Source organism: Peribacillus tepidiphilus, from assembly GCF_009466385.1.
Classification (GTDB): domain Bacteria; phylum Bacillota; class Bacilli; order Bacillales; family DSM-1321; genus Bacillus_BN; species Bacillus_BN tepidiphilus.
The window spans coordinates 1-14,812 of the sequence record NZ_WIAQ01000044.1; the positions used below are offsets into that span (position 1 = coordinate 1).

Sequence of the window (14,812 nt, forward strand, 5' to 3'; positions counted from 1 at the left end):
GTTATCTAGTTTTGAAGGAATGAATTATTCCTTAATATAAAGTAGGCTCGGTGACGATGGCGAAGAGGTCACACCCGTTCCCATACCGAACACGGAAGTTAAGCTCTTCAGCGCCGATGGTAGTTGGGGGTTTCCCCCTGTGAGAGTAGGACGTTGCCGGGCAAGAGAAGATCAGCTGATAAGGCTGGTCTTTTTTTTGTATGATTTAAAAGGGATGATCCTTGTATAATGATTCAAAAGCTCTATAAAGTTGTTAGGTAGTTTATCGGATAAAAATAATTGTAAAAAGTACATTTTTTCGGATAATTATAAATTCCCCTTGAAAATCCTCCTTATGTCTCTTTTTTTATTGTATTTCGTTCTAGTCATGCTTCAGTAGTTTTGATATTTAAACTGTTTCTTCAAGCTTCCTTTAAAAATTCAAATCATCAAATTGTTCATGTAGCCATGTATAAATAAGATAAGGTCCTTTATGGATTGAGTGAGTTAAAAACTGTTGGATAAATGGATAATCGTTGCTCGCCATATTTTTTAGTACGTCGTACCACCACTCTATTTCGTAACGGGCAATCATGCTTAAATTGTAAAGTAAGAGATAGTGTATTAACAATTCTGGATAGGTAAAGCAGTTACTGCTTTTGTTTAATGAAAGGTAGAATTGCTGAGTTAAAAGATTATATTTGATGGGTCCAGAATGGTGATAAGATATTTTCTTCCCAGTTTGAAAAGATAGAGTATTATCTGAATTCTTCAAAGAGGAGATATTAACATTTATTTTCTCCTCTAAAAAAGTACTGAATCGTTCCATTGACATATGAAATAAATCAAGTACTTTATGATCAAGATTATGATCTATTCCATTTTTAGAAATAGGGATCCAGTGGTTGGATGAGGTTAAGAAGCGAAATACTGAGTTAATTTCTGGTACTTGGCCCATCAGGTCACTCATCGTAATTCTTTCCCCTTCTAAATGTTTCATGTGGAACATTTTTTCGGCCATATGTGTGAAGAGTCCATTTTTCTGAATTTTAATTTCATCTTTAAGGAATTCATAGTGTTGTTTTTTTCTTTTTCTTGTAGAAACACCATGTGCAAGAATGGCTGTTGACTCAGGGTAATCTGGATTTATTGTCAAAACGCAAGCTTTTAATAGGTGTACAAATCCGTAAAAAAGTAATATTGGCTGGATGGATATTGGTGAAATTTTCGATTGTTCATAATAGGTCTTCGCCTGTTCGAGATAATAAATAAAGGTATAACAATTATCAAAGCTCTTTATCTCTGCATCTTGAATATTTCTTTTGATATAGGCTTTTTTTAAAAAAGATTGTGAAGATGGAGTTGAATAAAATATAGAAAATTGGTCCCATATATTTGGTAAATAGAACATCAGCAAAACCTCCAAATTAATAGAAAAATCAAACATTTCAATTCTTTCTTGACAGTATTTTGTCCAATTGATAACCTACAAATAATATTTTTGTAAAGCAGGAGGGTAAAAAATGTGGGAAAATAAATTTGTAAAAGAAGGCTTAACCTTTGATGATGTATTGTTAATACCTGCAAAATCAGAAGTTTTACCCAAGGATGTTTCGATTCAAGTTTCATTAACTGATACCTTGAAATTAAATATTCCAATTATAAGTGCTGGCATGGACACTGTCACGGAAGCAGAAATGGCGATTTCAATGGCTCGTCAAGGTGGTCTTGGAATTATTCATAAAAATATGTCCATTGAGCAGCAAGCTGAACAAGTAGATAAAGTAAAAAGATCTGAAAGTGGAGTTATTACGGATCCTTTCTTTTTAACACCGGATCATCAAGTTTTTGATGCTGAGCACTTAATGGGGAAATATCGTATATCTGGTGTTCCTATAGTAAACAACAATGAAGAACAAAAGCTGGTTGGAATCATTACAAATCGTGACTTACGGTTCATTCAAGATTACTCTATTAAAATTTCCGAAGTTATGACGAAAGACAACCTAGTGACTGCTCCTGTTGGAACAACACTTGAGGAGGCAGAAAAAATTCTTCAAAAGTATAAAATTGAAAAGCTACCTTTAGTTGATGATGAAGGGGTTTTAAAAGGACTCATCACAATCAAGGATATTGAAAAAGTCATTGAATTTCCGAATTCTGCGAAAGATCAGCATGGACGTTTACTTGTTGGAGCAGCTGTCGGTGTAACGAAAGATACGATGAAGCGTGTTGAAATGCTTGTAAAAGCAAATGTAGATGTTATTGTTGTAGATACGGCTCACGGACATTCTAAAGGAGTTCTAGATACAGTAAAGCAAATTCGCAGCGCGTATCCTACCCTAAACATTATCGCGGGAAATGTTGCTACTGCTGAAGCTACAAGAGATTTAATTGAAGCAGGTGCAGATATTGTAAAAGTAGGCATCGGCCCTGGATCTATTTGTACGACAAGGGTAGTAGCTGGTGTTGGTGTTCCACAAATTACTGCGATTTATGATTGTGCAACGGAAGCGAAAAAATATGGTAAAACAATTATCGCAGACGGCGGAATAAAATACTCCGGAGATATTGTAAAAGCTCTTGCAGCAGGCGGGCATGCTGTAATGCTTGGCAGCCTACTAGCAGGTGTATCAGAGAGTCCGGGAGAAACCGAAATCTATCAAGGAAGAAGATTTAAAGTTTATCGTGGAATGGGATCTGTCGGGGCAATGGAAAAGGGATCAAAAGACCGTTATTTCCAAGAAGACAACAAAAAATTTGTTCCGGAAGGTATTGAAGGTCGTCTTCCTTACAAAGGACCTTTAGCAGATACTATTTATCAGTTAATTGGTGGTATTCGAGCTGGAATGGGCTATTGTGGAACCAAAAATTTAGAAGAGTTGAGAGAAAATACACAATTTGTAAGAATGACAGGCGCTGGCTTAAGAGAAAGTCATCCGCATGATGTACAGATCACAAAAGAAGCACCAAATTATTCTTTATCTTAATGCTATTTTCCTAAATAATTGGTAGACAGGGTGACTTTTCTCTGTCTATTTTTTTTATCATTTTTGTGATAAACTAAACAAGGTATGCAAAAAAGAAGAGGAATCTTCATTATATAAAGATAGAAAAATAGGTTGGAGGTATAGAAAGTTGAAAAAAATCAGCAAAATTTCACTGATTTTTACTCTGGTTGTTGCACTTGTTACTAGTCAATTTACCATTGCTTCTTCTGCTCGTGCGGAAAGTGATCGTTTAGGTATAAAGGCTGAAGCAGCTATTTTACTTGATGCAAAAACAGGAAAAATATTATATGAAAAAAATGCTGACACTGTACTTGGTGTGGCTAGCATGTCTAAAATGATGACAGAATACATCGTTTTAGAAGCAATTAAAAAAGGTAAAATTAGCTGGGATCAAAAAGTAAAAATTAATGAATATGTTCATAAATTATCAGCTGCTCCAGATTTATCTAATGTGGGTTTAACTCAAGGAGAAGATTATACGGTTAAGGAATTATATGAAGCGATGGCGATTTTCTCAGGAAATGCAGCTACAGTTGCTTTAGCAGAGTTAGTTGCAGGCAGCGAGAAAAACTTTGTTGATCTAATGAACAAAAAAGCCAGTGAATTAGGATTAAAGGATTACAAATTCGTTAATGCTAGCGGTTTAAATAACAAGAACTTAATGGGAAATCATCCTGCTGGACAACCTGATGAAGAGAATGTCATGACTGCTCGTGATACAGCTACTTTGGCATTTCGATTGATTAATGATTTTCCAGAAGTACTAGAATTCTCCAAAGTTCCTAAATTAAAATTCAGGGACGGTCGTGAATATCCGAACTTTAACTGGATGCTTCCAGGGTTAATCTTTCAATATGAAGGTGTAGATGGATTAAAAACAGGTTCAACTGATTTTGCAGGCTACTGTTTTACTGCAACTGCAGAGAGAAATGGTCAGCGTTTCATTTCTGTTGTTATGAAATCTCCTTCTAAAAATGATCGTTTTACAGACACGATTAAGATATTAGACTTTGCTTTTAGTAACTTCGGAAAAGAAGAGCTTCTTCCAGCTAACTATTCTCCTAAGAAAGAAGGTATATTACCTGTTACAAAAGGTAAAGAAAAAGAAGTCAAGCTGGTAACAAAAGAAGCAATAGAATTGGTGATTGAGAACGGACAAAAAGAAAAATATAAACCGGTTGTTGTCATTGATAAGAGTAAGCTGAATAGTAAAGGTGAGTTGACCGCTCCTATTAAAAAGGGAGAAAAAATCGGTTATATTACGATGAAATCTACAGATGAAGATTATGGCTATTTAACGAAAGAAGGAGAAAAACTTGCAAGTGTGGACCTCGTAGCAGCCGAAGAGGTGGAAAAAGCAAACTGGTTTGTTCTTTCCATGAGAGCGATTGGAGGCTTTTTCGGCGATGTTTGGGGGAGCGTTTCATCTACGGTAAAAGGTTGGTTTTAATATAGTTGGAACCCTTTTCTGTCTTGACAGATTAGGGTTTTTTGTTTACTTTCAAGTTAAGGTTTAAAAAGGTATTCCTACTTTTTTTATAGGTTTTAAAGAAATAGACCAACTAGGGGGAAAAGAAATGAACTTAGGTACAGACCGTGTAAAACGGGGTATGGCTGAAATGCAAAAAGGCGGCGTCATTATGGACGTTGTGAATGCTGAGCAAGCAAAAATTGCGGAAGAAGCAGGTGCTGTAGCTGTTATGGCTCTTGAGCGTGTGCCTTCTGATATTCGTGCTGCTGGTGGAGTGGCAAGAATGGCTGATCCTACGATTGTCGAAGAAGTTATGAAGGCTGTTTCCATTCCGGTAATGGCTAAAGCTCGTATTGGGCATATAGTTGAAGCACGCGTTCTTGAGGCAATGGGTGTAGACTACATTGACGAAAGTGAAGTTTTAACGCCTGCAGATGAGGAATTTCATTTAAATAAAAGAGAATTTACTGTTCCGTTTGTTTGCGGCTGCCGTGACCTTGGTGAAGCAGCACGTCGTATTGGAGAAGGTGCTTCCATGCTTCGTACAAAGGGTGAGCCCGGCACAGGAAATATCGTGGAAGCGGTTCGCCACATGAGAAAAGTAAATGCTCAAGTTCGTAAGGTTGTCAGCATGAGTGAAGATGAGTTAATGACAGAAGCAAAGCTATTAGGGGCTCCTTACGAAGTTCTATTGGAAATTAAAAAGCTTGGAAAGCTTCCTGTTGTAAATTTTGCAGCCGGCGGAGTTGCTACACCAGCTGATGCAGCACTTATGATGCAATTAGGTGCCGATGGTGTATTCGTTGGATCCGGTATTTTTAAATCTGAAAATCCTGCAAAATTCGCAAAAGCAATTGTTGAAGCAACAACTCACTATCAAGATTATGAGTTAATTGCACATTTATCTAAAGGCTTAGGCTCAGCTATGAAAGGTATTGAAATTTCTACATTAGCTCCAACACAAAGAATGCAAGACAGAGGCTGGTAAGAGGTACAATTATGCTGAAAATAGGTGTATTAGGTTTACAGGGAGCTGTACGCGAGCATGTAGAATCCATCAAAGCCTGTGGAGCCGAAGCGGTTGTCATTAAAAAGAAAGAAGAGCTTGAACAAGTAGACGGTTTAATATTGCCTGGTGGAGAAAGTACGACAATGAGAAAACTCATTGATCAGTATGGTTTTATGGCCCCACTTAAGAAATTTGCAAAGCAAGGCAAGCCGATGTTTGGAACATGTGCGGGACTTATTCTTTTAGCAAAAGAAATTGTAGGCTATAAGGAGCCTCATTTAGGTTTATTAAACGTAAAAGTTGAAAGAAACTCTTTTGGAAGACAACGGGATAGCTTTGAAGCAGATTTAAACATTAAAGGGATGGATCAGCCATTTACTGGTGTTTTTATTCGTGCTCCTCATATTGTTGAGGCGGGTGAAGGTGTAGAAGTGTTGTGTGAACATAATGGCAGAATTGTGGCCGCTAGAGAAGGCCAATTCCTCGGTTGTTCATTTCATCCCGAATTAACAGATGATCATCGCTTTATGCAATTGTTTATTGATATGGTTAAAGAAGCAAAAAAAGAAAAGATTGTATAAAGTAGTTGCATACTGGAGAAATATATAGTAAATTGATATTCAAAATTAATCTGTTAAAGCATTGATAGGAAGTAGTAGCAAGATCTTCTGTCTTTAAGAGAGTCGGTGGCTGGTGGAAACCGATGTCAGAAACTTGTGAATCCGTCCTGGAGCAAGAGTATGGAACGCCGTCTTGGTCAGTAAATACTCTCGGTAAAGGCCGTTATCTTTTAAAGTGAAAAGCAGGATTTGTCTGCTTTTAACTAGGGTGGCAACGCGGGTAACTCTCGTCCCTTTTAATAGGGATGGGAGTTTTTTATTTATTTGTATTATAGAAGGAGGACATTGGTATGCTAGATTTAAAATATTTGCGTGCTAATTTTGAAGAAGTAAAAAAAGTATTACAATACCGTGGAGAAGACTTGACGGATCTTGGTAAATTTGAGGATTTAGACGAGAGACGTCGAGAATTAATTATGGAATCTGAGCAGTTGAAGAGCAGACGTAATGAAGTGTCTCAGCAAATTGCGATTATGAAGCGTGAAAAACAAAATGCAGAACACTTGATTAAAGAAATGCGCGAGGTGGGCGATCGAATTAAAACTCTGGATGATGAGCTTCGAGTGGTAGAAGAAAACTTGGAGAATTTGATGTTATCTATTCCAAACATCCCACATGAAAGCGTCCCTATTGGTGAATCTGAGGATGATAATGTTGAAGTGAGAAAATGGGGAGAAATTCCTCAGTTTACCTTTGAACCAAAGCCTCACTGGGATCTTGCTGATGGACTTGGTATTTTAGATTTTGAAAGAGCGGCAAAGGTTACAGGAAGCCGTTTTGTATTCTACAAAGGGTTAGGAGCCCGTTTAGAGCGTGCGTTAATTAATTTTATGTTAGATTTGCACATTGAAGAGCATGGGTATGAAGAAGTTTTACCACCTTATTTAGTCAATCGTGCCAGTATGACAGGAACAGGTCAGCTTCCTAAATTTGAGGAAGATGCTTTCCGTATTGAAAGTGAAGATTACTTTTTAATTCCAACAGCTGAGGTACCTGTTACAAACCTTCATAGAGACGAGATATTAAATGCAGAAGATCTTCCAATTAATTATGCAGCCTACAGTGCTTGCTTCCGTTCTGAAGCAGGATCTGCAGGTCGTGACACTCGCGGTTTAATTCGTCAGCATCAATTTAATAAAGTTGAACTTGTGAAGTTTGTTAAACCGGAAGATTCTTATGAAGAACTTGAGAAATTAACAGGTCATGCAGAAAAAGTACTTCAGCTTTTAGGGCTTCCTTATCGTGTATTGAGCATGTGTACAGCGGATCTTGGCTTTACTGCAGCTAAAAAGTATGATATTGAAGTTTGGCTGCCAAGCTATGGAACGTACCGTGAAATTTCTTCTTGCAGTAATTTTGAGGCCTTCCAAGCAAGACGTGCGAATATCCGTTTCCGTAGAGATCCAAAAGCGAAGCCTGAACATGTTCATACCTTAAATGGTTCTGGATTAGCAATTGGACGTACGGTATCAGCTATTTTAGAAAATTATCAGCAGGAGGACGGCAGCGTCGTGATTCCTGAAGTTCTTCGACCATATATGGGCGGGAAAACAGTTATTAAGGCAAAATAAAAACTGAAAGAGAGCCGTGGCCCTTTTTATTCGGCTCTCTTTAAAAAAATAATTTTTTTGTTGACACAGTATTTTAATCATGTTATATTATCTATTGTCGATACGGAGGAATACCCAAGTCTGGCTGAAGGGATCGGTCTTGAAAACCGACAGGGGTGTAACAGCCCGCGGGGGTTCGAATCCCTCTTCCTCCGCCATTTTACTTATCACACAAACCTAGCGCATAAATATTGGAGATTGAAATTCGTTGCATATTTTGTAACGAATTTTTCATTTGTCATTACTAAAAATACTCCTAAAAAATCACCAGCCTTTGAGCTGGTGAATTTTTTATTAAGAATAAGAAAAATTTAGCGCCAGCTCCTTGTTAGAAAATTCATTGATCCAAGAAGCTGGCGCTTTTCTTAATTACTAGCTGTTCTTAGTTTTTGAGTGTATTTTAAAAATTGAGAGATACGTTCTACAATTGGTTCAATAGAGTTTTCATCTTCCATTAAATCATAATCGCTAATGTTCAATCGGAGGACTGGGCAAGCATTGAAATGGTTAATCCAGTTTTCGTATCTATTATGCATTTCTTCCCAATATTCGACTGGTGTTTGCTGCTCCATTGGTCTACCACGTTCTTGAATTCTTTTTAGGATATCCTCCAATGAGCCTTCGAGATAAATTAATAAATCGGGATGTGGAAAATAAGGAGTCATGACCATCGCTTCAAACAAGCTTGTATAGGTTTCATAATCCGTCTTGCTCATTGTTCCTTTTTCATAGTGCATTCTTGCAAATATGCCTGTATCTTCGTAGATCGAACGGTCTTGAATAAAGCCGCCTCCGTATTCGAATATCCTTTTTTGCTCTTTAAAGCGTTCTGCTAAAAAATATATTTGTAAATGGAAGCTCCATCTTGAAAAATCCTTATAAAATTTATCCAAGTAAGGATTTGTATCCACTTTTTCAAAGGATGTTCTGAAATGTAACGCTTTAGCCAGAGCGTTGGTCATTGTTGATTTACCTACCCCTACTGTGCCTGCAATTGTTATCACTGCATTTTTCGGGATATCATATTTATTACGCAAATTCATGTTTGATTAACTCCTTTTTGAAGCTGGTCTTCAATTTCTTTGAGAATGACTTTTAAGTCATGTTCATTTTTGACAAAATCTAATTCGTCCCCGCTAAATTGTAGGACTGGGATTTCTGGATGCTGTACCTTGAATTCATGCATGAACTGATGGTAGTCAAGGGAAAGCTGCTCTAGATAAAGAGGACTGATATTCTTTTCAATTTCTCGACCTCTTTTTTGGATTCTTTGAAGTAGAGTATCAAGATTCGCATGGAGATAAATAACCATATTTGGAACTGGCATATCCTGCGTTAGAATCTTAAAGATCTTTAAGTATTTTTCGTATTGTTTCTTTTTTAAAGTTCTTTGAGCGAAAATCAAATTTTTGAATATGTGATAATCAGCTACAACGGGCATTTGATTTGAGAGATATTTTGTTTCAATATCTTCAAGCTGCTTATATCGATTGCAGAGGAAAAACATTTCTGTTTGAAAACTCCACTCTTCAATGTTTTCATAAAATTTTCCTAAAAAAGGATTTTCATCAACAATTTCTCTTAGTAAATGAAACTGAAAGTGTTCGGCAATGGCTTTTGATAAGGTTGTTTTTCCAACTCCAATCGGCCCTTCGACAGTAATAAATGGCGTTTGTTTCATTCTATCCATAGGCCTCCCGGTAGTATTGAGGGTTATTCTTTACAAACCAAATGTTATTGTATCATAGTCGTAGGAACTTGCAGAGTGTTTAGAGGTGTAAAAATATAGAAAAGGGAAGAAATCCTATAAGGATCCCTTAATTGAAGGAAGTTACTGCAATTTGATATGGGTGCTTTCGTTCGTATTCGCTTTTAAAACATGGGCCATCATCTTTAAGGCATAAGTGTTATCCTGGGGATCAGCAGAAGCAATACAATCTTCTGGACAATAGAGTTAATATTCTCTCATGTAAGCATCATTTGTCGAATTTAATACGCATATATTGCCTGCGATTCCGGTTAAAATCAAATTTTTTGCTCCAAGATGGTAAAGTTCCATAAAAAGCCGAATGCTTGGGTTTAATCAAGAAAAAGTCGTCATCTTCTGGTATCATTTTTTCAATGAGTATGAATGTAAGCTCCCTTTTATTGTGTATAAGTTTTAACGGTTTAGTCATGAGAGAAGTTAGGGGTAAATAAGATGAATCATGAACAAAGTTATATGATTTATGCGATTGAAGAAGCAAAGAAAGCAAGAGATAAAATGGAAGTACCGATTGGAGCGGTAATTGTTTTGAACGGTGAGATCATAGCGGCTGCACATAATTTAAGAGAAAATAATCAAAACGCAATCGCTCATGCCGAGGTTCTTGCTATTCAGCAAGCTTGTAAGAAGCTAGGGACATGGAGACTTGAAGATGCTGAACTATATGTCACATTAGAGCCATGTCCGATGTGTGCAGGCGCAATTATACTATCTAGAATTAAAAAAGTGGTGTATGGTGCGGCTGATCCAAAAGCAGGCTGTGCCGGAACTCTGATGAATTTATTGACAGATGAAAGATTTAATCATCAATGTGAGGTAATAAGTGGAATAAAAGAAGAAGAGTGCGGTCAACTACTTTCAGAGTTTTTTCGGGAAATAAGAAATCGAAAAAAAGAGGAAAAAAGAAGGAAGCGAACAGTGGAAATGGAGACGGATACAGGAATTAACAGGGGATAAGCATTGCTTTTTTATAAAAATGTTAGTATACTTATATATGCGTCAATAAGACGCTAAACAAATTAGGTAGCAAATTTGCCGTGCTAGGTGGGGAGGTAGCGGTGCCCTGTACCCGCAATCCGCTCTAGCGGGACTGAATTCCTTCTCAAGGTTAACATACTGTAGGGTCTGCCCCAAGTAAGTGGTGTTGACGTCCGGGTCCTGCGCAATGGGAATCCATGAACCATGTCAGGTCCGGAAGGAAGCAGCATTAAGTGGAAGCTCTCATGTGCCGCAGGGTTGCCTGGATCGAGCTAACTGCTTGGGTTACGCTTATGGGTGTTAATCGACAGAAGGTGCACGGCAGTTATTTTACATAACATAAACATCCGTATGTACGGGTGTTTTTTTATTGCTCGAAATGGTAGTCTATTTTGAAAATATCAATTCCAATAAGGTATAATAATAGGGATTAGGATAAAAAGGGGGCAAGCCAGTGGGATATCAGGCATTATACAGGGTATGGAGACCACAACAATTCTCCGATGTCGTAGGCCAAGAGCATGTAACAAAGACATTGCAAAATGCATTAATACAACAAAAAATTTCCCACGCCTATCTTTTTTCGGGCCCTCGTGGAACAGGAAAAACGAGTGCGGCCAAAATTTTGGCAAAAGCTGTGAACTGTGAAAACGCGCCGGTAAAAGAGCCTTGTAATGAATGTGCGGCTTGTAGAGGCATTACGGATGGATCGGTACCGGATGTCATTGAAATTGACGCTGCTTCTAATAATGGGGTAGAAGAAATCCGGGATATACGGGATAAAGTGAAATACGCACCTAACTCTGTCAAATATAAAGTATATATTGTTGACGAAGTACATATGCTTTCGATTGGCGCCTTTAATGCGTTATTAAAAACATTAGAGGAGCCTCCAAAGCATGTTATTTTTATTTTGGCAACAACAGAGCCCCACAAGATCCCATTAACCATTATTTCTCGTTGTCAGCGTTTTGATTTTAAGAGAATCCAACCTGAAGATATAATCGGGCGGATGGAGACAATATTAAATCAAACAGAGATAAAGTGCGATCATCAAGCTCTTCAAATTATTGCACGAGCAGCAGAAGGCGGGATGCGTGATGCTTTAAGCCTTCTTGACCAAGCAATTTCTTTTAGCTCTAATGAGAGTGTTTCAGTTGAAGATGCGCTTACGGTTACTGGTTCTGTTGGTCAATCTTTTTTAACGAATTTAGCAAGGGCTATATATGAAAAAGATGTTTCCAGCGCTCTTCAAATATTAAAAGAGCTGCTTGCGATTGGGAAAGACCCGGTACGTTTAATTGAGGATATGATTTTTTATTTCCGGGATATGCTCTTATATCAAGTCTCACCTAATTTATCTTATTCTTTTGAACGAGTGATTGTTGATCCGGAATTTGCTGAATTAGCAAAAGCTTATCCTTCTCATTTAATATATGATTTAATAGAAGGTTTAAATAGTACTCAGCAAGAAATGAAATGGACGAACCATCCAAGAATTTTTCTTGAAGTGGCGCTTGTTAAGCTTTGTCATACTGAAACGTCCAGCAGTATCTCTGAGGAAACTGTTAATGAGTTGAGACAGAAAGTAGCCTCTTTAGAAAAAGAGCTACAAGTGCTAAAATCGCAAGGGATAACTGTTTCATCTACTGCTAAACCTGATATAAAACCAAAAGCTGCTGCTAAAAAGAGTTATAAGGTTCCAGTTGGTAAAGTTCATAATATATTAAAAAATGCCACTAAGCAGGATTTAAATAAAGTAAAAAACCATTGGGGACAAATGCTTGAGATGTTAGCTAGTCAAAATATGAAATCAGCTGCAGCACTTTTAAATGAATCAGAACCAGTTGCTGCTTCTGCAGATGCTTTTGTGTTAAAATTCAAGTACGAAATCCACTGTCAAATGGCCATGGAAAATACACGTTTTCTTCAAACTATTTCGTCTATTATGGAAAAAATTTGCGGTACCCCTTATTCTATGGAAGGAGTACCAGAAAACCAGTGGAAGGAAATTCGGGAAGGTTTTTTAGCAACACAAAATCCTGAAGGTCGATATGAAGAGATCGAAGAGGACCCTCTTATTGCAGAAGCACGTAAGTTAGTGGGCGATGAATTATTAGAAATCAAAGATTAACAGGAGGAATAAGATTATGATGCGTGGAATGGGCAATATGCAAAATATGATGAAGCAAATGCAAAAAATGCAAAAGAAAATGGCTGAAGCTCAAGAAGAGCTAGGAGAAAAAAGAATTGAAGGGACTGCAGGCGGTGGTATGGTCACTGTCACAGTGTCTGGTCACAAGGAAGTCCTTGAAGTAAACATTAAGCCTGAGGTTGTAGATCCTGATGATATTGAAATGCTGCAGGATTTAGTACTTGCAGCAACAAATGATGCTTTAAAGAAAGCAGATGAACTGGTGAATCAAACAATGGGACAATTCACAAAGGGCTTAAATCTTCCTGGCATGTTCTAGGAGGCGTTTTTTATGCACTATCCAGAGCCTATATCAAAGTTAATTGACAGCTTTATGAAATTGCCGGGTATTGGCCCAAAAACGGCTGCCCGGCTTGCTTTTTTTGTATTAGGAATGAAAGAAGATACGGTGTTAGATTTTGCAAAGGCGCTAGTTAATGCAAAAAGAAATCTAACATACTGTTCGGTTTGTGGACATATAACGGATCAGGATCCATGTTATATATGTGAAGATCCTAGAAGAAACAGGGATGTTGTTTGTGTTGTTCAAGACCCGAAAGATGTTATTGCTATGGAAAAAATGAGAGAATATAACGGTCTTTATCATGTATTGCATGGCAGTATTTCACCAATGGACGGAATCGGTCCGGAGGATATCAACATTCCTAATCTTTTGAAAAGACTTCAGGATGATACAATTGTTGAAGTGATTCTTGCCACAAATCCGAATATTGAAGGAGAAGCGACTGCCATGTATATATCAAGGTTGCTTAAACCTTCTGGTATAAAAGTGACGAGAATTGCCCATGGTCTACCGGTTGGTGGGGATCTTGAATATGCGGATGAAGTAACTTTATCAAAAGCGCTTGAAGGAAGACGAGAGATTTGAGGCATTAATAGGAGGGTTCTTGGTGTTTTTTCGAAAAAAAGGCTGGCTACGAAAAAAATATGACCATAAATTATTGGAGCAACTAGAACATAATAAGAATAGCTGGTTAAACCAAAAAGCGCTTTTAGAAAAAAGCCTGGATCCATCTGACGATATTATCATTCATGCGAAAATAGCTGAAGCAAAGTATTTTTATCTATTTAAAGAAGCAAAAAAAAGAAAGATCAGAATAAAAACATTTTAATCCAAGTTCTTAATCCCCTCTTTTTTTCATAGTTTGTTAGTACAAGCTATGTAGAAAGGGGATTTTTTTCTGGAGCCAATAGTGATTATCATTGTAATAACCAGTCTGATCATATTGCTACTATTTTTAGGTACTCCTGTAAAACCAGTTAGATGGATTGGTGGAGCGATCGTTAAGTTAATTATTGGAGCAATCTTTTTATTCTTTTTAAACGCCTTTGGTAACAGCTTAGGATTGCATGTACCCATCAATCTTGGTACAGCAACAATAGCAGGATTTCTTGGTATACCTGGAGTTTTTGCACTAGCGGCAATACAATATTGGGTTATATAAAGGCTGAATTAGAAATCCAGGATACCGGTTCAGATTGCTTGTCAAACGACAGAATTCATCGGTATGAACCCTGTCTAGCTACAGCGCCTAGCTAGTTTTCATCCTCGAGGTAGTTTCCTAAGTATCTTACGTCAAGCATGCGTGTAACATGATACTTGAGACAGCACTACGTTTTCAATCAGTCTGAATATACTTTCCTATAAACTTTGTATACAATCTAGCCCGGGATACCGGGTTTTTATTATAGGGAAGAAAAAATGATTAAATTATATTGACATATATATTTTTTATCTGTTAATATACTTTACGTCGCTGAAATAAGTAATGCGATATATAAATAAATTGGATGTAAAACTTTTTAAAAAAAGTATTGACAAACATCCGGTGGTAATGATAAATTAATAAAGTCGCTTCTGGGCGATGGAAATAAAAATGCACTTTGAAAACTAAACAAAACAATACGTCAACGTTAATTCTAGTTGCTTTTAAGCAACACAATTTATGAGCAAATCAAGCTCGAAAAGGATGAAGTTGAGAATCGGATGTTCTCTCTTTTAAAGCGAAAAAAGTTTTAGAAGCGAGAAGGTCGAGGAAGCAAAGTGAGCGAACGCCGGAGTTTATTATTGATAAATGAGGACGTGAGCGAGCAAAGCTGACGAAGAGATTCGACGCTTATAAAACTTTTTGGAGAGTTTGATCCTGGCTCAGG

14 protein-coding genes, 1 tRNA gene, 1 rRNA gene, 1 other RNA gene, 1 pseudogene and 1 other annotated feature are annotated in these 14,812 nt (G+C 37.3%); of the genes and pseudogenes, 14 read left to right on the forward strand and 4 right to left on the reverse strand.

Going from position 1 to position 14,812, the window contains the following annotated elements; translation table 11 throughout:
• The first annotated feature begins 46 nt into the window (after nucleotides 1-46).
• Nucleotides 47-162: ribosomal RNA gene (gene rrf / locus GD441_RS15795) — 5S ribosomal RNA — on the forward strand.
• A gap of 250 nt (nucleotides 163-412) precedes the next feature.
• Here the strand turns inward: rrf and GD441_RS15800 are convergent.
• Nucleotides 413-1,390, reverse strand: a complete 978-nt coding sequence (locus GD441_RS15800; RefSeq protein WP_153127392.1) for a YaaC family protein — start codon at nucleotides 1,388-1,390, stop codon at nucleotides 413-415.
• 112 nt (nucleotides 1,391-1,502) lie between these two features.
• On the opposite strand from GD441_RS15800, the gene guaB reads away from it, so the two are divergent.
• From guaB to GD441_RS15830, 6 genes are all read left to right on the forward strand, one after another.
• Nucleotides 1,503-2,969 carry an IMP dehydrogenase gene (gene guaB / locus GD441_RS15805; RefSeq protein WP_153127393.1) on the forward strand — a complete coding sequence of 489 codons (1,467 nt, stop codon included), beginning with the start codon at nucleotides 1,503-1,505 and terminating at the stop codon, nucleotides 2,967-2,969.
• 148 nt (nucleotides 2,970-3,117) lie between these two features.
• Entirely contained in the window at nucleotides 3,118-4,440 is a 1,323-nt protein-coding gene (locus GD441_RS15810) for a serine hydrolase (RefSeq protein WP_153127394.1), read from the forward strand.
• 127 nt (nucleotides 4,441-4,567) lie between these two features.
• A complete protein-coding gene (gene pdxS, locus GD441_RS15815; RefSeq protein ID WP_153127395.1) occupies nucleotides 4,568-5,449 on the forward strand; it encodes a pyridoxal 5'-phosphate synthase lyase subunit PdxS in 882 nt (293 codons plus the stop codon).
• An 11-nt stretch (nucleotides 5,450-5,460) separates the two neighbouring features.
• The gene (gene pdxT, locus GD441_RS15820) at nucleotides 5,461-6,051 is read left to right on the forward strand and encodes a pyridoxal 5'-phosphate synthase glutaminase subunit PdxT (RefSeq protein ID WP_153127396.1); all 591 of its coding nucleotides are present in this window, start codon (nucleotides 5,461-5,463) and stop codon (nucleotides 6,049-6,051) included.
• A 52-nt stretch (nucleotides 6,052-6,103) separates the two neighbouring features.
• Nucleotides 6,104-6,328 (forward strand) — a binding site (T-box leader).
• A gap of 52 nt (nucleotides 6,329-6,380) precedes the next feature.
• A complete protein-coding gene (gene serS, locus GD441_RS15825; protein WP_153127397.1) occupies nucleotides 6,381-7,661 on the forward strand; it encodes a serine--tRNA ligase in 1,281 nt (426 codons plus the stop codon).
• 104 nt (nucleotides 7,662-7,765) lie between these two features.
• Nucleotides 7,766-7,858, forward strand: a tRNA-Ser gene (locus tag GD441_RS15830).
• Between the two features lie 207 nt (nucleotides 7,859-8,065).
• Here GD441_RS15830 and GD441_RS15835 read toward each other — a convergent pair.
• The 3 genes and pseudogenes from GD441_RS15835 to GD441_RS15845 all read right to left on the reverse strand — a co-directional run.
• Nucleotides 8,066-8,743 carry a deoxynucleoside kinase gene (locus GD441_RS15835; protein ID WP_153127398.1) on the reverse strand — a complete coding sequence of 226 codons (678 nt, stop codon included), beginning with the start codon at nucleotides 8,741-8,743 and terminating at the stop codon, nucleotides 8,066-8,068.
• The gene (locus tag GD441_RS15840) at nucleotides 8,740-9,381 is read right to left on the reverse strand and encodes a deoxynucleoside kinase (protein ID WP_153127399.1); all 642 of its coding nucleotides are present in this window, start codon (nucleotides 9,379-9,381) and stop codon (nucleotides 8,740-8,742) included. The genes GD441_RS15835 and GD441_RS15840 overlap by 4 nt, the downstream gene beginning before the upstream one ends.
• A 150-nt stretch (nucleotides 9,382-9,531) precedes the next feature.
• A pseudogene (locus GD441_RS15845) lies at nucleotides 9,532-9,826 on the reverse strand (cysteine hydrolase family protein); the annotation flags it as partial.
• A gap of 74 nt (nucleotides 9,827-9,900) precedes the next feature.
• On the opposite strand from GD441_RS15845, the gene tadA reads away from it, so the two are divergent.
• From tadA to GD441_RS15880, 7 genes are all read left to right on the forward strand, one after another.
• A complete protein-coding gene (gene tadA / locus GD441_RS15850) occupies nucleotides 9,901-10,422 on the forward strand; it encodes a tRNA adenosine(34) deaminase TadA (RefSeq protein ID WP_153127400.1) in 522 nt (173 codons plus the stop codon).
• Nucleotides 10,423-10,500: 78 nt separating this feature from the next.
• Nucleotides 10,501-10,765, forward strand: an RNA gene (gene ffs, locus GD441_RS15855) — signal recognition particle sRNA large type.
• A gap of 132 nt (nucleotides 10,766-10,897) precedes the next feature.
• Nucleotides 10,898-12,577, forward strand: a complete 1,680-nt coding sequence (dnaX, locus tag GD441_RS15860; RefSeq protein ID WP_153127401.1) for a DNA polymerase III subunit gamma/tau — start codon at nucleotides 10,898-10,900, stop codon at nucleotides 12,575-12,577.
• A gap of 19 nt (nucleotides 12,578-12,596) precedes the next feature.
• On the forward strand, nucleotides 12,597-12,917 hold the full coding sequence (locus GD441_RS15865) for a YbaB/EbfC family nucleoid-associated protein (protein ID WP_153127405.1): 321 nt from the start codon (nucleotides 12,597-12,599) through the stop codon (nucleotides 12,915-12,917).
• A gap of 12 nt (nucleotides 12,918-12,929) precedes the next feature.
• Nucleotides 12,930-13,526 (forward strand): recombination mediator RecR, encoded by a 597-nt coding sequence (recR, locus tag GD441_RS15870; RefSeq protein ID WP_153127402.1) that lies wholly within the window; start codon nucleotides 12,930-12,932, stop codon nucleotides 13,524-13,526.
• 22 nt (nucleotides 13,527-13,548) lie between these two features.
• Nucleotides 13,549-13,770 (forward strand): YaaL family protein, encoded by a 222-nt coding sequence (locus GD441_RS15875; protein WP_153127403.1) that lies wholly within the window; start codon nucleotides 13,549-13,551, stop codon nucleotides 13,768-13,770.
• Between the two features lie 81 nt (nucleotides 13,771-13,851).
• Nucleotides 13,852-14,103, forward strand: a complete 252-nt coding sequence (locus GD441_RS15880) for a pro-sigmaK processing inhibitor BofA family protein (RefSeq protein WP_420849719.1) — start codon at nucleotides 13,852-13,854, stop codon at nucleotides 14,101-14,103.
• Nucleotides 14,104-14,812: the final 709 nt, after the last annotated feature.